Origin of the sequence: Streptomyces sp. NPDC050732, assembly GCF_040654255.1 — a bacterium.
Classification (GTDB): domain Bacteria; phylum Actinomycetota; class Actinomycetes; order Streptomycetales; family Streptomycetaceae; genus Streptomyces.
This window is the reverse complement of record NZ_JBFAHP010000015.1, coordinates 1-16,002: the sequence shown is the minus strand read 5'-3', so window position 1 is coordinate 16,002 and position 16,002 is coordinate 1. Positions and strand designations below refer to the sequence as shown.

The window sequence follows — 16,002 nt, the reverse complement described above, 5'->3', positions numbered from 1 at the left end:
GCTGCCCCTCCCTCCCCGGTGCACCGCCCCGCCCAGCGCCCCACCCTCTGGAGCCGACATGCCCCGAAGCCGCCGGACCGGCCCCCTCTCCCTGCCCCTCGTCCTCCTCGCCCTCCTGCTGAGCACCCTCGCCACCCCTCTGACCGCCACCGCGGCCCCGTGTGCCACGGCGTCCGGCGCGCCCCCGACCGGCAGAGCCGCGGACGTCCCCCTCACCTCGCTGCACGCCACCACCACGCAGGTCGCGTCCGGGCTGAGACGGCCCACCGCCCTCGCCGCCCCCGACGACGGCACCGGCCGGCTCTTCGTCACCGAGAAGTCCGGCACCGTCCGCGTCTACCACCCCGACACCGGTCTGGCCTCGACCCCCCTCCTCGACATCAAGTCCTCCGTCGACGAGTCGGGCAACGAACGCGGCCTGCTCGGCATCGCCGTCCCGCCCGACTTCGCCACCAGCCGACAGCTGTACCTGGCGTACACGGCCCTGCCCGACGGCGCGGTCACCCTCGCCCGCTACCGGCTCGACGGCGCCCGACTTGAGCCCCTGCTCTCCCAGGAGCACGCCGAGTACAGCAACCACAACGGCGGCCAGCTCGCCTTCGGCCCCGACGGGCACCTCTACTGGAGCATCGGCGACGGCGGCGGTTCGGCGGACCCCCTGCGCGCCGGGCAGCGGCTGGACACGCTGCTGGGCAAGATCCTGCGCGTCGACGTGAACCGCACGTGCGGAGAGCGCGCCTACTGCGTCCCCGACGACAACCCCTTCGTCGATGTCCCCGGCGCCCGCCCGGAGATCTGGCTGTACGGGCTGCGCAATCCGTGGCGGTTCTCCTTCGACCGGGCCGACGGCTCGCTGTGGATCGGCGATGTCGGCCAGGGCCGCTGGGAGGAGATCGACCACCTCGCGCCGGGCCGCGGCGGGCTCAACCTCGGCTGGTCCTGTTACGAAGGGCTGGAACGGTTCGAGGGCGGCGACTGCGCCCCGGGCGAGCAGTACACCAAGCCGGTGTTCACGTACTCCCCGTACACGGGCGGGTGTTCCGTCATCGGCGGCCACGTGTACCGCGGCAAGAAGTACGCCGACCTGGCCGACGGCACGTATCTCGCCACGGACTACTGCTCCTCCACGGTCTGGGCGCTGCGCCCGGACGGCAGCGGCGGCTACGAACAGGCGGAGATCGGCGAGCTGCCCACCCAGGTGACGTCGATCGGCGCGACCGTCGACGGGGAGCTCTACATGGTCAACGACCTGCCCGGCGGCCTGCACCGCCTCTCGCTCGCACGGGAGGAACCCACCTGCCGCGTGGACAGGACCGTGCAGAGCTGGGGCACGGGAACGAAGGTCGACCTCACCGTCACCAACACGGGCACCACGCCCGTGAACGGCTGGAGGCTGGAGTTCCCCCTCGCCCTCGGCCAGACCGTCGTCTCCGACTGGAACACCGACCTGACCCAGGGAAGCAACACCGTCACGGCCGCCAACGCCCCGTACAACGCCGCTGTCGCGCCGGGAGGGCGCGTCACCCTCGGCTATCTCGCCGACCACACCGGAGACAGCACGCCGCCGCCGCGCTTCCTGCTCAACGGGGACGCCTGCGCCGTGGGACGGTGACGTTCCGTCAGGGCCGGTTGTCGTTCTCGGCCCACAGCGACCGCACGTGGCCGAGATGCCGGGCCATGCACCGCTCGGCGGCCTCGGCGTCGCCCGACAGCATGAGGTCGAGGAGTTCGATGTGCTCCTCGGCCGACGGGGTCAGCTGGTCGCGTTCGTCCAGCGTCGTCAGGCCGTAGAGGCGGGAGCGCTTGCGGAGGTCGCCGACTGTTTCGACCAGCCGGTCGTTGCCCGAGAGGGCGAGGAGCGAGAGGTGGAAGCGGCGGTCGGCCTCCAGATAGGCGATGAGGTCGTGCTCGCGGGCGGCGCGCACGATCTCCTCGGCGACCGGGCGCAGCACCTCCAGGTCCTCGCGGGCGGCGGTGCGGGTGATCCGGCCGATCATGGGGACCTCGATCAGGCCGCGGATCTCCGTGTACTGGTCGAGGTCGCGCTCATTGACCTCGGTGATCCGGAAGCCCTTGTTGCGGACGGGCTCGACGAGGCCCTCCCTGGCCAGGTCGAGCATCGCCTCGCGCACCGGCGTCGCCGAGATGCCGAAGTCCTCGGCGAGGCCGGGCGCGGAGTAGATCTCGCCGGGGCGCAGTTCGCCGGAGATCAGGGCGGCGCGCAGGGCGTGGCCGACCTGGTCGCGCAGCCGCTCCCTGGTGGTGATGAGGTTCTTCTGCTTCAGGTGCCCCATGGTGTCCCCTCCGGTGGTCCCCGCGCCCGCGTAGATCACCAAAGTACAATGTCACGTGGCAAGTTGGGGGCGGGAGGGCGCTCCGGAGGAGGCGAGGCGGGGGCTCAGAGCAGGAAGCCCGCCGGGAAAGGGTCGTCCGGGTCGAGGAAGTACTGGGCGGTGCCCGTGATCCAGGCCCGTCCGGTGATCCGGGGGACGACCGCGGGCAGACCCGCCACCTCGGTCTCCGCCACCAGCCGCCCGGTGAACTCGGTGCCGATGAAGGACTCGTTGACGAAGTCGCGGTCCAGCGGCAGCTCGCCGCGGGCGTGCAGCTGTGCCATGCGCGCGGACGTGCCCGTCCCGCACGGCGAGCGGTCGAACCAGCCCGGGTGGACGGCCATGGCATGCCGCGAGCGGTGCGCGTCCGAGCCCGGCGCGGCCAGATAGACGTGCTTCACCCCGGCGATCTCCGGCTGTTCGGGGTGGGCCGGGCGGTCCGGCGACGCGTTGATCGCCTCCATGACGGCGAGGCCCGCCGCCAGCAGGTCGTCCTTGCGTGAGCGCTCGAACGGCAGGCCGAGGGCGTCGAGTTGGACGAAGGCGTAGAAGTTTCCGCCGTAGGCCATGTCGTACGTCACCGTGCCGTGCCCCGGCACCTCGATCTTGCGGTCCAGGGCGACACAGAACGCGGGAACGTTGGTGAGCGTCGCCGACGTGGCCGCGCCGTCGCTCACCCGTACGTCCACGGAGACGAGGCCCGCCGGGGTGTCGAGGCGCACCGTCGTGACGGGCTCGGTGACCGGGACCATGCCGGTCTCCACCAGGACCGTGGCCACGCCCATGGTGCCGTGGCCGCACATGGGGAGGAGCCCGGACACCTCGACGTAGAGGACTCCGTAGTCGGCGTCCGGACGGGTCGGGGGCTGGAGGATCGCGCCGCTCATCGCGGAGTGGCCGCGCGGCTCGTACATCAGGAGGGTGCGGAGGTGGTCCAGGTGCTCGATGAAGTGCAGCCTGCGGTCGGCCATGGTGGCGCCGGGGAGCACTCCGACACCGCCGGTGATCACCCGCGTGGGCATGCCTTCGGTGTGCGAGTCGACGGCGTGGAAGACGTGACGGGTGCGCATGGGTCCCTTCCGGTTCTCGTCGCGGGGGGATAGATCGCGGGGGGGGGGATAGGTGGAAGGGAGGGTCAGCGGTGGCCTGCTGCCATCGCCTTCTCCGTGGCCGAGCGCACCAGCGCCTCCGTGGGGCCGGACAGCGGCGAGCGCGGCGGGCGGGTCGGGCCGCCGCGACGGCCCACGATGTCCATCGAGAGCTTGATGGACTGCACGAACTCCGTCTTGGAGTCCTGGCGCAGGAGCGGGTGCAGCGACCGGTAGAGGGGCAGTGCGGTCTCCAGGTCCCCGGCGCGGGCGGCGTCGTAGAGCTCCACGCAGGTGGCGGGGAAGGCGTTTGGGTAGCCGGCGATCCAGCCGACCGCGCCCGCGAGTGCCAGTTCGAGCAGTACGTCGTCGGCGCCGATCAGCAGGTCGAGCTCCGGGGCGACCTCGGCGATCTCGTACGCCCTGCGGACGTCGCCGGTGAACTCCTTCACCGCGACGACGGTGCCGTCGCCGTGCAGCCCGGCCAGCAGCTCCGGGGTCAGGTCGACCCTGGTGTCGAACGGATTGTTGTAGGCGACCACGGGCAGGCCCGCCTCGGCGACCTCGGCGTAGTGGGCGCGTACGGACCGGTCGTCGGCGCGGTAGGTGTTCGGCGGGAGGAGGAGCACGGAGCCGCAGCCCGCTTCGGCGGCCTGTTCGGCCCAGCGGCGGGATTCGGCACTGCCGTAGGCGGCGACGCCGGGCATTACGCGGGCCCCGTCGCCGGCGGCCGCGACGGCGGTCCGGACGACGCGGGCGCGCTCGTCGTCGGTGAGGGTCTGGTACTCGCCGAGGGAACCGTTGGGGACGACGCCGTCGCAGCCATTGCCGATGAGGTGGCTGACGTGCTCGGCGTAGGCGTCGTAGTCGATGGAGAGGTCGTCGCGCAAGGGGAGCGCGGTGGCGACCATGATGCCGCGCCAGGGGCGGTCGGCGGTCCAGGTGGTGGCGGTCATGAGGGCTGTCCTTCTGTCGGGTGGGGAGGCGAGTGGGGAGGGGAGGCGGGGGAGCCGGGGGCCTCCGGGAGGAACGCGAGGGTGCCGAGCGGCACGGGTGCCGCGAGGAGGCGGTGGTCAGGGGCATGAGTGCCGCCGACAGGGGGTGATGACGCGAGGCAGGCCGTCGTCCAGCCGCACATGCGGCCCTGGCACCAGCCCATGCCCGCTCGGGTCAGGAGTTTCACGGTGCGTGCGTCGCGGGCGCCGTACTCCGTGACGGCCTCGCGGATCCGGCCCGCCGGGACCTCCTCGCAGCGGCAGACGTCCGTGTCGTCGGAGAGCCACCGGGTCCAGCCGGGGCCCGGCGCGTGTGCCGCGGCCACGACGTCGGCGAAGGCGGTCATGCGGTCGCGGCGACGGCGCAGGGCGCGCAGGCGTGAGGCCGGGGCGGGCCGGCGTCCGGTGAGCCGGGCCGTGATGGCCAGTGCGGCCAACTCGCCTTCGACCAGGGCTGCTTGTGCGCCGCCGATGCCCGATGTCTCGCCCGCCGCCCACAGACCGCGCAGCGACGTCTCCTGCAGCGGGGTCAGCGCCAGGGCGTGCGTGCCGTCGGCGGCGCGGCGGGTCGCGCACCCCAGGGCGGTCGCCAGGTCCAGTTGGGGGACCAGGCCGTGGCCGACGGCGAGCGCGTCGCAGGCGATGCGGCGGTCCGTGCCCGGCACCGGCTGCCAGTCGCGGTCGAGGCGGGACACGGTCACCGCCTCCAGCCGGTCCGCGCCGTGCGCCTCGGTCACCGCGTGACGGTTGCGCGGGCGCACCTTGTGGCGCAGGAGGCTCGTGCCGTGGCGCGCGGCTTCCGCCAACTTGTGCGGCTGGCCGGCGAGTACGGCCGGGTGGCGGGCGTAGCCGAGGTATCCGGAGGACTCGATCAGTTCGGGCACCTCCGCCCCGGCCGCGGTGAGCGACGCGGCCACCGCGAGCAGCAGGGGACCGCTCCCCGCGACGACCACGCGCCGGCCGGGCAGGGCCAGGCCCGACTTGAGCATGGCCTGGGCGCCGCCCGCGCCCACCACCCCGGGCAAGGTCCAGCCGGGGAAGGGAAGCTGGCGTTCGTACGAGCCGGTCGCGAGGAGGAGCGCGCGGCACCGGACGACCACCGGACGCTGCCCCGCGTCACCGCTGCCGTCCTCGTCGCACCCGCCGTCCTCACCCGTGAGGGCGTGGACCGTCCAGTGGTCCTCCGCCGCACGCGTCACCGTCCAGACGTGATGACCGAAGAGCCGGGTGACGTCGCTCGCCGCCAGCCGGTCGCGCAGGTCGGCGAAGGTGGACCAGTCGTGGTGCAGGGCTTCGGGGCGGGCGGCGCGTGTGGCGGCCACGGGGTGTCGGTAGAACTGGCCTCCTGGCTGTGGCGCCGAGTCCAACAGGGCGACGGACAGGCCGAGTTCCGCTGCCGTCACCGCGCCGGCGAGGCCCGCGGGTCCGGCGCCCAGCACCGCGAGGTCGTGCGGCGGGCCTTTCGGCGCCGCGGTGGCCTCAGTCGTCGAGCCCGGCATGACCGTTCCCTTCCTGGGTGGTGACCGTGTCGCCCGGGCGGGCGGTGACCAGGCACGCCCGCCTGTTGGGCCGTCCGTTGACGGTCGCGAGGCAGTCGTAGCACTGGCCGATGCCGCAGAACGCCCCGCGCGGCCGGCCGCCGACGCGCGTGGTCCGCCAGGAGAGGATCCCCGCGGTCCAGAGCGCGGCGGCGACGGACTGGCCGGGGAGCGCGGTGAGTTGACGTCCGTCGAAGGTGATCGTGAAGGCGGTTCCAGGGGGCACCCCGACGCGTTCGGCGGGGGTCCGGTCGTCAGATGGCATGGGGGCCGCTCCTCTCCGAGGTCTTGGGCGGGTCCACTGCCGAGTCCTCGCGCCCGAAGCGCGCCGGGTCGAATGGGCGTGCCGCCAGGGGGAGTTCGGCTCCCACCAGCATCGCCGCGACCAGCGCCCCGGTCGCCGGGGCGAGGCCGATGCCCGCGCCCTCATGGCCGCACGCGTGCAGCAGGCCGGGAACGCGCGGGTCCGGACCGATCGCCGGGAGGTGGTCCGGAAGGTAGGGGCGGAACCCCGCGTACGTCCGGATCGCACGCACCGCGGCGAGGGCGGGGAACAGGCCGACCGCCTGGGCCGCGAGCCGTCGCAGGACCTCCACCGACAGCGTCCGGTCGAAGCCCACCCGCTCCCGGCTCGCCCCGATCAGCACCGGGCCCGCCGGGGTGCCCTCCACCACGGCCGATGTCTGCAGTGCCGCCGAACCGCTGGCGACATCGGCGACGTACTCCGCGGAGTACACCTTGTGGCGCACCACACGCGGCAGCGGTTCGGTGACGAGGACGAAGCCGCGGCGGGGGAGCACCGGCAGCTCCACGCCCGCCATGCGGGCCAGTTCACCGCCCCAGGTGCCGCCCGCGTTGAGCACGTGCGGCGCCCGCACCTCTCCCCGCTGTGTCCGTACGCCCCGCACCTCACCCTTCGTGCCGGTGAGGACCGCGGTGACCTCCTCGCCGAGCCGCAGTGTCAGGCGTCCGGCGTCGGTCGCCGCCCGCAACAGGTGCGCGGCGGCGAGGGCGGGCTGCACTTGAGCGTCCTGCGGGTAGTGGAAGCCGCCCGCGAGGCCGGGTGCGAGGTGCGGTTCGAAGTCGGCGAGGCGGTCGGCGGGGACCTCGGTCGCCTTGACGCCCGCGTGTGTCTGCGCCGCGGCGAAGTCCCGCAGCGCGGCGAGCCCCGGTTCGGTCGAGGCGACGACCAGGCCGCCCTTCGCCTCGTACTCGACGCGGGAGGGAAGTTCGGCCGCGAGCTCCCGCCACAACTGTGCTGAGAGCAAGGCCAGTTCGAGCTCGGGGCCCGGCTCCTTGTCGGAGACGAGGAGGTTGCCCTCGCCCGCTCCGGTGGTGCCGCCCGCGACGGGGCCGCGGTCGATGACGGTGACGTCGAGTCCGGAACGGGCGGCGTAGTAGGCGCACGCGGCGCCGACGACGCCCGCCCCCACGATGATGAGGTCCGGCTGTGCGGACGGGTGTCTCGTGAGCACGGCAGTAATATTTCACATGGCACTGCTGCTGCCAAGGGTGCGTACACGCAAGGGAGTTGGCCGGTGGAGCCGGAAGGGGGGCGGTCAGTCGCGGCGCTGGTGCGCGCCGGGCGTGTATCCGTAGGCGCGGCGGAACACGTCGATGAACGCGCTGGTGGACGACCAGCCGCAGCGGTGCGCGACCGCGGTGACCGGCATGCCGTCGGCGAGCATGCGCAGCGCGTGATAGAGGCGCAGTTGGGTGCGCCACTGCGGAAAGGTCATCCCCAGCTCCCGACGGAACAGTCTGCTCAGGGTGCGTTCGCCCGCCCCCGCCGCGGCGGCGAGGTCCGCCAGGCCGCGCGGGTCGGCGGGGTCGCTGTGCAGCAGGTCGCAGACGGTGATGAGGCGCGGATCGGCCGGGGCGGGCAGCTGCACGGGCTGCTGCGGTGACGCGCGCAGCTGGTCGAGGAGAACGGCGCGCAGCCGGCGGCGCTCCGGGGACGCGTCGTGCGGGGCGCGCGTGCAGGCGAGGATCAGTTCGCGCAGGAGCGGGCCGACGGCGAGGACGGTGGGGGAGTCGAGGCCGAGCGGGTTCGTGTCGGCGGGCAGGCCGAGCAGGTGCAGGGCGAGGTGGCCGTGGGCGCGGTGCGCGTGGACGCATCCCGCGGGGACCCAGATGGCCCGGGTGCCCGGCGCGAACCAGGTGCCCGCGTCGGTGGTGACGGCGACGACGCCGGAGCCCGCGTAGATGATCTGGTGGTCGTCGTGACGGTGCGCGTCGATGCGCTCTCCGGGGGCGAGTTCCCGGGTGACGGTGGGGGCTTGGGGGGTGTGGCGGATCTTCGGCACAGGTTGGCACTTTATCGGAAGCGGGCCACGGTCCGGGCTGGCGAGGATGAGGCGGTGTCGACGAACCAGCCCTCACGCCCAACAAGCCGACCCTCACCGTCACCCGTGTACGTACGCGCTCCACGCGCACCCCACACAAAGCCACCCCACACCAAGCGATCCCGCACCAGCCCTCGCCCCCGCCCCATCCCCCTCCTCTCCCTCGGCCACGCCTGCGTGGACATTTATCAGGGTGCCGTCGCCGCCCTCGTCCCGTTCTTCGTCGCCGAGCGCGCCTATACCTACGCCGCCGCGTCCGGCATCGTGCTCGCCGCCTCGCTGCTCTCCTCCGTGGTGCAGCCGCTGTTCGGCGCGCTCACCGACAAGTGGGCCATGCCGTGGCTGCTGCCGGTGAGCACGGTGGTGGGCGGTGCCGGGGTCGCCCTCGCGGGGGTCGGCGGGAGCTATCCGCTGACGCTGCTGGCCGTCGCCGTGTCCGGCATCGGCGTCGCCGCGTACCACCCGGAGGCGGCGCGGGTGGCGCGGCACGCGAGCCGGGGCAGCCACACGGCCATGAGCTGGTTCTCCCTCGGCGGCAACCTCGGCTTCGCGGCCGCGCCCCTGCTGGTCTCGGCCGTCGTCGCGACGGGCGGCCTGCGCGCGTCCCCGCTCCTGGTCGTCCCCGCCCTCGCGGGAGCCGTGCTCTGCGTGGCCGCGCTGCGGAGCGTCCGGGCGCGGGAGGCCGCCGCCGACGAAGGCGCGTCCGAGGGTCCGCGGGCCGCGCCCTCCCCGGTCGCCGAGGACGACTGGCCGTCCTTCCTCAAGCTGTCCGCCGCCGTCGTCTGCCGCTCGGTCGTCTTCACCGGGCTGAGCACGTTCATCGCGCTGTTCGTGCGGGAGCGCACCGGTGGCGGTGCGGCCGCCGGTACCGTCGCGCTGTTCGTGCTCTACGTCGGCGGCGCGGCCGGCACCGTCGCGGGCGGGCGGCTCGCCGCACGGTACGGCCGCATCCCGGTCGTCAGGTGGTCGTACGCCTCGACGGTCCTCGCGGTCGCGGGCGTCGTCCTCGTCCCCGGGCCGCTGCTGTACGTCTTCGTCGCGCTCGTCTCGGCCGGCCTGTACGTGCCGTTCTCCCTGCACATCACGCTCGGCCAGGACTATCTGCCGCGCCGGATGGGCACGGCGAGCGGCGTCACGCTGGGGCTGACCGTGAGCATCGGCGGCCTCGCGAGCCCACTGATCGGAGCCGTCGCGGACGCCGCCTCCCTGCGGGTGGCCCTCGCGCCGCTGATCGCGCTGCCCGCCCTCGGCTGGCTCCTCCTGCGTACCCTGCGCGAGCCGGGGGCGGATGACCCAACCCGCCCTTGAGCCGCCCCGCTCCTGAGCCAGTAAATCCGTGACAGTCGGCGGCGCCTGAGGGGTTGTCAGTGCAATTTCACATTACTACGTTACGCATCACATGACGCGGCGGCAGCCCTCAAGTGGGGCTGTCCGTGCGTCAGTTCAGCGTGACATCACCTCTCTCCCCCACCTCCCACACAGGAGCCCTCGGTGTCCCAGCCACGTCTACGAACCCTGCGCAGATCCGTGCTCGCCGGCGCGACAGCGGCGACCCTCTGCATCTCGGCCGCCCAGTACGGACAAGCGGCCGAACCGTCCCCCGCGACGCCCGATCCCCGCACCACCGCCCCGACCGTGTCGTCCGCATCCGCGTCCGCGTCCGCACCCACAGAACCGAACCCCCTCGACGTGGTCGACCGCAGGGCGAAGGCCCCCGAGCCGGGCGCCTTCAAGATCCCCGCGCCCGGCGGACTCAAGGACGGCCGGGTCCCCGGCGCCCGCACGCCGAAGCCTGAGAAGGAGGTCGCGGCAGATGTCGCGGCCGCGCCCTGCACCCTGGACGGCGTCACCGGTCTGTCGCCCGAGCGGTTCGCCGACTTCCTCACCGACCCGGCCGTCACCGCCGACGGCTGTCTGCGCACCCTCGTCTGGACCTGGGACCCGCGGCTCGCCCCCGTCATGTCGGACGCGCACGTCCAGGCCGTCTCCGGCCGCGTCACCCGCCTCGCGGCGGCCCACGACGGCAAGAACGGCAGCAACCTCCTGGAGCTGCTCACCTATCTGCACGCCGTCGCCTACCAGGACTTCTCGCACGACGAGATCGACGTCACCGACGCGCCGACCGTGGACGCGATGCGCCGCGCCGTCGCCGCCTTCGGCTCGGCGGCCCGCACCTTCGACGTGACCCGCACCAACGCGGATTCGCTGCGCGAGGCCCTCTACGCCGCCGGCGCGCCCGGCCTGCGGCAGCACCAACTCCCGCTCGTCAAACGGGTCCTGGCCACCATGGACGCCAAGCACCCCGACACGGCGAAGGACGCCGCCTGGGCCGGATCCGCACTCGCCGCGCTCTCCTTGAGCTACCTCGGCGTCTACCCCGGCAACAAGGACACCGCCTTTCACGCGGCGGTGAAGGCCGATCCGTCCTACCGCGCCGCCTTCAAGGCCTTCGGCGGGCACACCCACCTCAAGGGCACGGGCAACGCCTGGGTGGTGCGGGACGCACTGAGCGAGTACGGCAGGTTCGGCCAGATCGACGGCCTCACCGGCGAGATCGTCACCGGCCTCGGCGGCCTGCTGCCCGTCACCGTCCGCAACTTCGGCGAAGGCAGCGCCCCTTGGGCGAAGGTGGCCCTCTGGCTCAACGAGTTCGATGCCTGCGCGCCGTACAACGTGTGCAAGGCCGACATCGAGCGCCGCGTCTTCCCGCAGACCTATACGTACGACCAGGGCGGCATGAAGGTCCGCACGGCGCTGGACCGCAAGACCGTCGACCAGCTGTACTACGCGAGCAAGCAGGTCAAGGCGCAGTTCCACCGCGTCGTCGGCACCGAGAAGCCGCTCGCGGGCGACCCCAACACCACGCTGACGACGGTCCTTTACGCCTCACGCGCCGACTACGAGAACTACCACCCGCTGCTCACCGGGATGGACACGAACAACGGCGGCGTCTACATAGAGCGCGGCGCGACCTTCTACACCTACCAGCGGCGTGTCCCGCAGGACTCCACGCTGACGCTGGAGGAGCTCTTCCGCCACGAGTACACGCACTACCTCAACGGCCGCTGGGCGGTGCCCGGCTTCTTCGGAGAGGGCCCGTGGTACCAGGGCGACCGGACCACCGCCATGGACGAGGGCACCGCGGAGTTCTTCGACGGCGCCACCCGTGACGACGGCATCAAGGTCCGCAAGTCACTGGTCCAGGGCGTCATCGACGACACGGCGAACGGCGGCCCCAGGATGACCGTGGACCAGCTGCTGCACGCCACCTACGAAGGGGACGGCTTCCGCTTCTACGACTACGCCGGCACGTTCTTCGAGTTCCTGTGGACCGAACGCCCCGCCCTCGTCAAGGAGATGTACCGGCACCTGCGGGCCGACGACCCTGCGGCCTTCGACGCCTGGCGCGACCGGCTCAGCAAGGACCGCGGACTGCAGAGCCAGTACGACGCCTTCCTGGACAAGCAGATCGCCCGCGTCGACGACCTCTTCGTGCCCGACACGAAGTACGTGCCGGTCGGCGAGCTCCGCGACACCACCGCCGCCCAGGTCCGCACCTCCATCGCCGCGACGACGGGCATCACGCCCGACTGCCGCTCGAACGCCGCACCGGAGCGCCCGCGGTACACCTGCACGGGCAGGATCACCGCGAACCTCACCGCGGCCGACAGCCCCGACACCGTCTTCAAGGACATGTCGGAGACGGTGGACTACTTCCTGCTCGACCGCTCCCTGGCCGGTGACAACAACCTCACCGACATGAACTGCTCGTTCGGCGAGGTGGACATCTGGTCCGACGGGCGCGCGGGGAGCGCGGACTTCAGCTGCGAGGGGCCGCTGAAGGGGTGAGACCCCCGCCCGCGAGCAGCTCCGCCGCCGCGATGCCCGAGACACGGGTCGCGCCGTGGGTGATCAGGCGGGTGGCACCGAGCGCGTCGCCCGCCGGGACGCCCATCTCCACGACCAGGGCGTCGGGGCGGCACCGCAGGATGCGGTTGAGGGTGTCGGTCACCCAGCGGTGCCGGGCCGCGTCGCGGACCACGACCACCAGGGCGCGGCCCGTCGCCGGGGTCAGCACCTCGCGGTCCAGGAGGTCGCCGACGTGGGCGAGGTCGGGCTCCGTGAGGCGTACGGACGTCGTGCCGGGGCGCAGGTCCCGCAGCGGTTCGGCGACGCCCCACGGGGTGTGACCGTCGATGGCCAGGTTCATCGTGGGGGACAGCTCCACGACGTGCGGCACGCCCACGACGGGCAGCGCCGCGTTCGCCGTGCCGGAGCGGTGGTGCACCCGCACGGCGCGGCGGGCCGCGACCAGGCCGATGTCGGAGGGTTCCGGGGCGCGCCCCACGGCCCGGGACCGCTCGCCGGACCAGGCGGCGAACTCCCGTACGCGCGTGCTCGCCTCGGCGAGGCGGGTCTCGGGCAGCGTGCCGTCGAGCACGGCCTTCACCAGGGCCGTGGAGAGCAGGTCGAACGTCGACTCGTCGGCGCTCTCGCCGCCCACGCACACCGCGTCCACGCCGCCGGCCACCGCCTTCACGGTCGCGCCGTCGATGCCGTAGCGGTCGGTGACGGCCCCCATCTCGATGCCGTCGGTGACCAGGAGGCCGTCGAAGTGCAGCTCGCCGCGGAGCAGTTCCACCAGGATGCGGTGGCTGAGGGTCGCGGGCAGGTCCGGGTCGTAGGCGGGGGCGAGCAGGTGCGCGGTCATCACGGCGCGCACGCCCGCCTCCATCGCCGCGATGAACGGCGGCAGCGCGGTGAGGGCGATCTCCTCGGCGGAGCCCTTCACCTGCGGCAGGCCGTAGTGCGAGTCGACGACCGTGTCGCCGTGGCCGGGGAAGTGCTTGGCGCAGGCGGCGACGCCGGCCTCCTGGAGGCCGCGGATCCAGGCGGCCGTGTGGCGGGAGACGACGTCGGTGCGGGAGCCGAAGGAGCGTACGCCGATCACCGGGTTGAGCGGGTTGGAGTTCACGTCGGCGCTGGGCGCGAAGTTGAGGGAGACGCCCGCCGCGTGCAGGTCGCGGCCGATGTCGTGGGCGACGCGCTCGGTGAGGTCGATGTCGTCGACGGCGCCGAGGGCGAGGTTGCCGGGGCGGGACGAGCCGGTCCACGCCTCCAGGCGCGTCACGTCGCCCGCCTCCTCGTCGATGGCGACGATGAGGTCGGGGTTCTCCGCGCGCAGGTCCGAGGTGAGCCGTGCGACCTGCTCGGGCGTCTCGATGTTCCGCGCGAACAGCACGACGGAGCCCAGGCCCTCGGAGATCCTGCGGCGCACCCAGTCGGGGGCCGTGGTGCCCTCGAAGCCGGGCTGCAGCACGGAGTGGGCGAGGTGCTCCAGAGTCGGGTCACTGCTCGATGCCATGGCGCGACCTCCGAAGTTGCGGGTACGTACGGGAGACGTACGGGGCATGGGGTGTGCGGGGTGCACGAGGTGAGCGGGTGTGCGGCGGGGCTCCTGCTGATTGGTCCAGGCCAATCGGATAGTGGATATTGGCTCGTACCAATCAGGGCTGTCAAGGAGTCGGAACAGGTCGAGGCGGGCGAATCCGCCCTCTCGGGGCGAGAGTTGGGGAATCCTTGAGGCTTCCGCGGATCACATCCGCTGAGAGGAGAGGCCCATGCGCAGGTATGAGCTCGTCGGCAGGCGTGACATCAGGCTGGTCACCGATGTCGCGGTGCCGGAACCCGGACCGTCGGAAGTCCTCGTCCGCGTCCGGGCCTGCACGGTCTGCAACCGCAGCGACCTCGCCTACTTCCACTACTACGGACTGCGCGAGCACTGCTCCCAGGGGTGTTTCGGCCACGAGATCGCCGGAGTGGTCGAGGCGGCGGGCGCGGGCGTACGGCGGGTCGTGCCCGGGCAGCGGGTATTCGTGCGGACCCCGCTCACCACCGGATACGCCGACTACGCGCTGGCCCGCGAGATCTCCGTGGGCGCGCTGCCCGACGACGTGCCCTTCGAACAGGGCGCGATCCTGCAGCTCCTGCCGCTGGCCGTGCACGCCACCCGCGGCATCCGGCTCGGCGACCGCGTCGCGATCGTCGGACAGGGGCCCGTGGGACAGCTGGCACTGCGGGTGGCGCTGGCGCGCGGCGCTGCCGAGGTCGTCGCCGTCGACCTCGACGACTGGCGCCTTGAGCGGTCGTCCGCCGCGGGCGCCGACGACGTACGCCGCGTGGACGGCAGCGCGGAACAGCTGGCGTCCGTCGGAGCGGACTTCGACGTGGCCGTCGACGCCGTCGGCACCCCCACCACCCTCAACGCCTGCGTGCGTCTCGTACGGCAGAACGGCCTCGTCGTCCTCCTCGGCACGCACCACGTCGACACGCACGTCACCGTCGACCTGGTCACCTGGGAGCGCAAGGGGCTGCGGGTGCACAGCTCCGCGGAGCCGCTGGACACCGCCCGCGCCGAGGCGCTCGCGACCGCCGAACGGCTCGCCCACCGTCGCACCGACGCCCTGCGCCTGCCCGACCTCCACACCCACACCTACCCCCTCGACGAACTCTCCAAGGCCCTGGAACAGCTCTCCGCCAGCCGCTCCCTCTACCCGGACGCCGGACAGGCCCCCTACGACGGCCCGCCGCCCGAGACCCTGAAGGTGGCGATCGTCCCCTGAACGGCCGGAGGACAACCGCATGAGATGGGGCATCGCCGGATACGGCGACGTCGTGACGCGCCGCGTGCTGCCCGCGCTGCACGCGCTCGGCGAGGAACCGGTGGCCCTCTGGGGCCGCGACCCGCACCGCGCCGCGCGCACCGCCGAGCGGTACGGGGTCGCGCGGTCGGGCGCCGACCCCGACCTCCTCCTGTCCGGCGTCGACGCCGTGTATGTCGCCACCCCCGTCGCGCTCCATGTACCGGTCGCCCGTGCCGTGCTGGACGCGGGCCTGCCCGTGCTGATCGAGAAGCCGCTCGCGGGCGGCCTCGGCACCGGGAGCGCGCTCCACACGACGGGGCGGTGCGCGGGCGTCGCCTACTACCGCAGACTCGCGCCCGCCGTGCGGCGGCTGCGCGAGGAGCTCGCCGGGTGGGCGCCCGACCGGGTGGAGGTGCGGTTCCGGTGCGCCTTCGAGCCGGGGCCCGGCGATCCGATGCGCTGGCGCACCGATCCCGCCGTGTCCGGCGGCGGGGTCCTCGCCGACGCGGGGAGCCACCGGATCGATCTGCTGCTCCACCTCTTCGGAGCGCCGGACGAGGTGACGGCCCGGCTCGGCCGCCGCTTCCCGCGCGGCGCGGAGCGGCAGGCCCAGCTCGTCCTGCGCTGGCCGTCCGGGCTCCGGGCGCACTGCCTCATGGAGTGGGGCGACGCCCCGCCCGTGGACCGCATCCGGCTCACGGGCGGCGGACGCGCCGTGACGCTCGACCCGCTCGACTCGGGCCACCTCGAAGGGGCCGCCGGGTCACCTCTCCTGCTGCCCCCGGCGCCCAACCCCCACCAGCCGCTGCTCGCCGACTTCGCGGCCGCCGTGGCGGCTGGCACCACCCCGGCCTGCCCGGTGGCCGAGGCCCGTCTCGTCGACGACGTGATCGTCGCGGCGGAACGCTCGGACGCGGCGGGAGGCAGGGCCGTCCGGCTCTGAAGGGACTCAGAGCCTGTCTTCGAACCCCCGCCTGCGCCCCGACGCCCGGCACGCCCTCCCCCAAGCTCTCGGCTGCGCTCGAGCAGGGGGGACCCCCATGCCGCACGGCGCCCCAG

Annotated in this window: 13 protein-coding genes; 5 read left to right on the top strand and 8 right to left on the bottom strand. The window is 73.2% G+C overall.

Translation table 11 applies throughout. The annotated features are described in order from the left end of the window. Positions 1 to 58: 58 nt before the first annotated feature. Positions 59 to 1,612, top strand: a complete 1,554-nt coding sequence (locus AB0H82_RS15570; RefSeq protein WP_362992832.1) for a PQQ-dependent sugar dehydrogenase — start codon at positions 59 to 61, stop codon at positions 1,610 to 1,612. A 7-nt stretch (positions 1,613 to 1,619) separates the two neighbouring features. On the opposite strand, the gene AB0H82_RS15565 is transcribed toward AB0H82_RS15570, so the two are convergent. The 7 genes from AB0H82_RS15565 to AB0H82_RS15535 form a co-directional block, all read right to left on the bottom strand. Then, on the bottom strand, positions 1,620 to 2,294 hold the full coding sequence (locus AB0H82_RS15565) for a GntR family transcriptional regulator (protein WP_362992830.1): 675 nt from the start codon (positions 2,292 to 2,294) through the stop codon (positions 1,620 to 1,622). 104 nt (positions 2,295 to 2,398) lie between these two features. Next, complete coding sequence (locus tag AB0H82_RS15560; protein ID WP_362992828.1) at positions 2,399 to 3,403, bottom strand: proline racemase family protein; 1,005 nt, start codon at positions 3,401 to 3,403, stop codon at positions 2,399 to 2,401. A gap of 65 nt (positions 3,404 to 3,468) precedes the next feature. Further along, entirely contained in the window at positions 3,469 to 4,377 is a 909-nt protein-coding gene (locus AB0H82_RS15555) for a dihydrodipicolinate synthase family protein (RefSeq protein WP_362992826.1), read from the bottom strand. After that, on the bottom strand, positions 4,374 to 5,915 hold the full coding sequence (locus AB0H82_RS15550) for an NAD(P)/FAD-dependent oxidoreductase (RefSeq protein ID WP_362992824.1): 1,542 nt from the start codon (positions 5,913 to 5,915) through the stop codon (positions 4,374 to 4,376). Before AB0H82_RS15550 ends, AB0H82_RS15555 begins: the two co-directional genes overlap by 4 nt. Further along, positions 5,896 to 6,219 carry a (2Fe-2S)-binding protein gene (locus AB0H82_RS15545; protein WP_362992822.1) on the bottom strand — a complete coding sequence of 108 codons (324 nt, stop codon included), beginning with the start codon at positions 6,217 to 6,219 and terminating at the stop codon, positions 5,896 to 5,898. The genes AB0H82_RS15550 and AB0H82_RS15545 overlap by 20 nt, the downstream gene beginning before the upstream one ends. Beyond that, entirely contained in the window at positions 6,209 to 7,429 is a 1,221-nt protein-coding gene (locus tag AB0H82_RS15540; protein WP_362992820.1) for an FAD-binding oxidoreductase, read from the bottom strand. The genes AB0H82_RS15545 and AB0H82_RS15540 overlap by 11 nt, the downstream gene beginning before the upstream one ends. 84 nt (positions 7,430 to 7,513) lie before the next feature. Beyond that, the gene (locus AB0H82_RS15535) at positions 7,514 to 8,260 is read right to left on the bottom strand and encodes a helix-turn-helix transcriptional regulator (protein WP_362992818.1); all 747 of its coding nucleotides are present in this window, start codon (positions 8,258 to 8,260) and stop codon (positions 7,514 to 7,516) included. A 186-nt stretch (positions 8,261 to 8,446) separates the two neighbouring features. On the opposite strand from AB0H82_RS15535, the gene AB0H82_RS15530 reads away from it, so the two are divergent. Together AB0H82_RS15530 and AB0H82_RS15525 are read left to right on the top strand one after the other, a co-directional pair. Next, on the top strand, positions 8,447 to 9,607 hold the full coding sequence (locus AB0H82_RS15530; RefSeq protein WP_362993112.1) for an MFS transporter: 1,161 nt from the start codon (positions 8,447 to 8,449) through the stop codon (positions 9,605 to 9,607). Between the two features lie 183 nt (positions 9,608 to 9,790). Beyond that, on the top strand, positions 9,791 to 12,148 hold the full coding sequence (locus tag AB0H82_RS15525; RefSeq protein WP_362992816.1) for a collagenase: 2,358 nt from the start codon (positions 9,791 to 9,793) through the stop codon (positions 12,146 to 12,148). On the opposite strand, the gene AB0H82_RS15520 is transcribed toward AB0H82_RS15525, so the two are convergent. Further along, positions 12,120 to 13,664, bottom strand: a complete 1,545-nt coding sequence (locus AB0H82_RS15520; RefSeq protein ID WP_362992814.1) for a glycoside hydrolase family 3 N-terminal domain-containing protein — start codon at positions 13,662 to 13,664, stop codon at positions 12,120 to 12,122. The two genes, AB0H82_RS15525 and AB0H82_RS15520, sit on opposite strands and share 29 nt — an antisense overlap. A gap of 256 nt (positions 13,665 to 13,920) precedes the next feature. On the opposite strand from AB0H82_RS15520, the gene AB0H82_RS15515 reads away from it, so the two are divergent. Beyond that, on the top strand, positions 13,921 to 14,922 hold the full coding sequence (locus tag AB0H82_RS15515; RefSeq protein WP_362992812.1) for a zinc-binding dehydrogenase: 1,002 nt from the start codon (positions 13,921 to 13,923) through the stop codon (positions 14,920 to 14,922). A gap of 19 nt (positions 14,923 to 14,941) precedes the next feature. Then, positions 14,942 to 15,886, top strand: a complete 945-nt coding sequence (locus tag AB0H82_RS15510; protein WP_362992810.1) for a Gfo/Idh/MocA family oxidoreductase — start codon at positions 14,942 to 14,944, stop codon at positions 15,884 to 15,886. Positions 15,887 to 16,002 lie beyond the last annotated feature (116 nt).

What these genes read in the sequence shown, in the direction of transcription:
- AB0H82_RS15560 (WP_362992828.1), bottom strand. Translation starts at nt 3,403, where the DNA reads ATGCGCACCCGTCACGTCTTCCACGCCGTCGACTCGCACACCGAAGGC.
- AB0H82_RS15565 (WP_362992830.1), bottom strand. Translation starts at nt 2,294, where the DNA reads ATGGGGCACCTGAAGCAGAAGAACCTCATCACCACCAGGGAGCGGCTG.
- AB0H82_RS15555 (WP_362992826.1), bottom strand. Translation starts at nt 4,377, where the DNA reads ATGACCGCCACCACCTGGACCGCCGACCGCCCCTGGCGCGGCATCATG.
- AB0H82_RS15510 (WP_362992810.1), top strand. Translation starts at nt 14,942, where the DNA reads ATGAGATGGGGCATCGCCGGATACGGCGACGTCGTGACGCGCCGCGTG.
- AB0H82_RS15545 (WP_362992822.1), bottom strand. Translation starts at nt 6,219, where the DNA reads ATGCCATCTGACGACCGGACCCCCGCCGAACGCGTCGGGGTGCCCCCT.
- AB0H82_RS15515 (WP_362992812.1), top strand. Translation starts at nt 13,921, where the DNA reads ATGCGCAGGTATGAGCTCGTCGGCAGGCGTGACATCAGGCTGGTCACC.
- AB0H82_RS15520 (WP_362992814.1), bottom strand. Translation starts at nt 13,664, where the DNA reads ATGGCATCGAGCAGTGACCCGACTCTGGAGCACCTCGCCCACTCCGTG.
- AB0H82_RS15570 (WP_362992832.1), top strand. Translation starts at nt 59, where the DNA reads ATGCCCCGAAGCCGCCGGACCGGCCCCCTCTCCCTGCCCCTCGTCCTC.
- AB0H82_RS15550 (WP_362992824.1), bottom strand. Translation starts at nt 5,915, where the DNA reads ATGCCGGGCTCGACGACTGAGGCCACCGCGGCGCCGAAAGGCCCGCCG.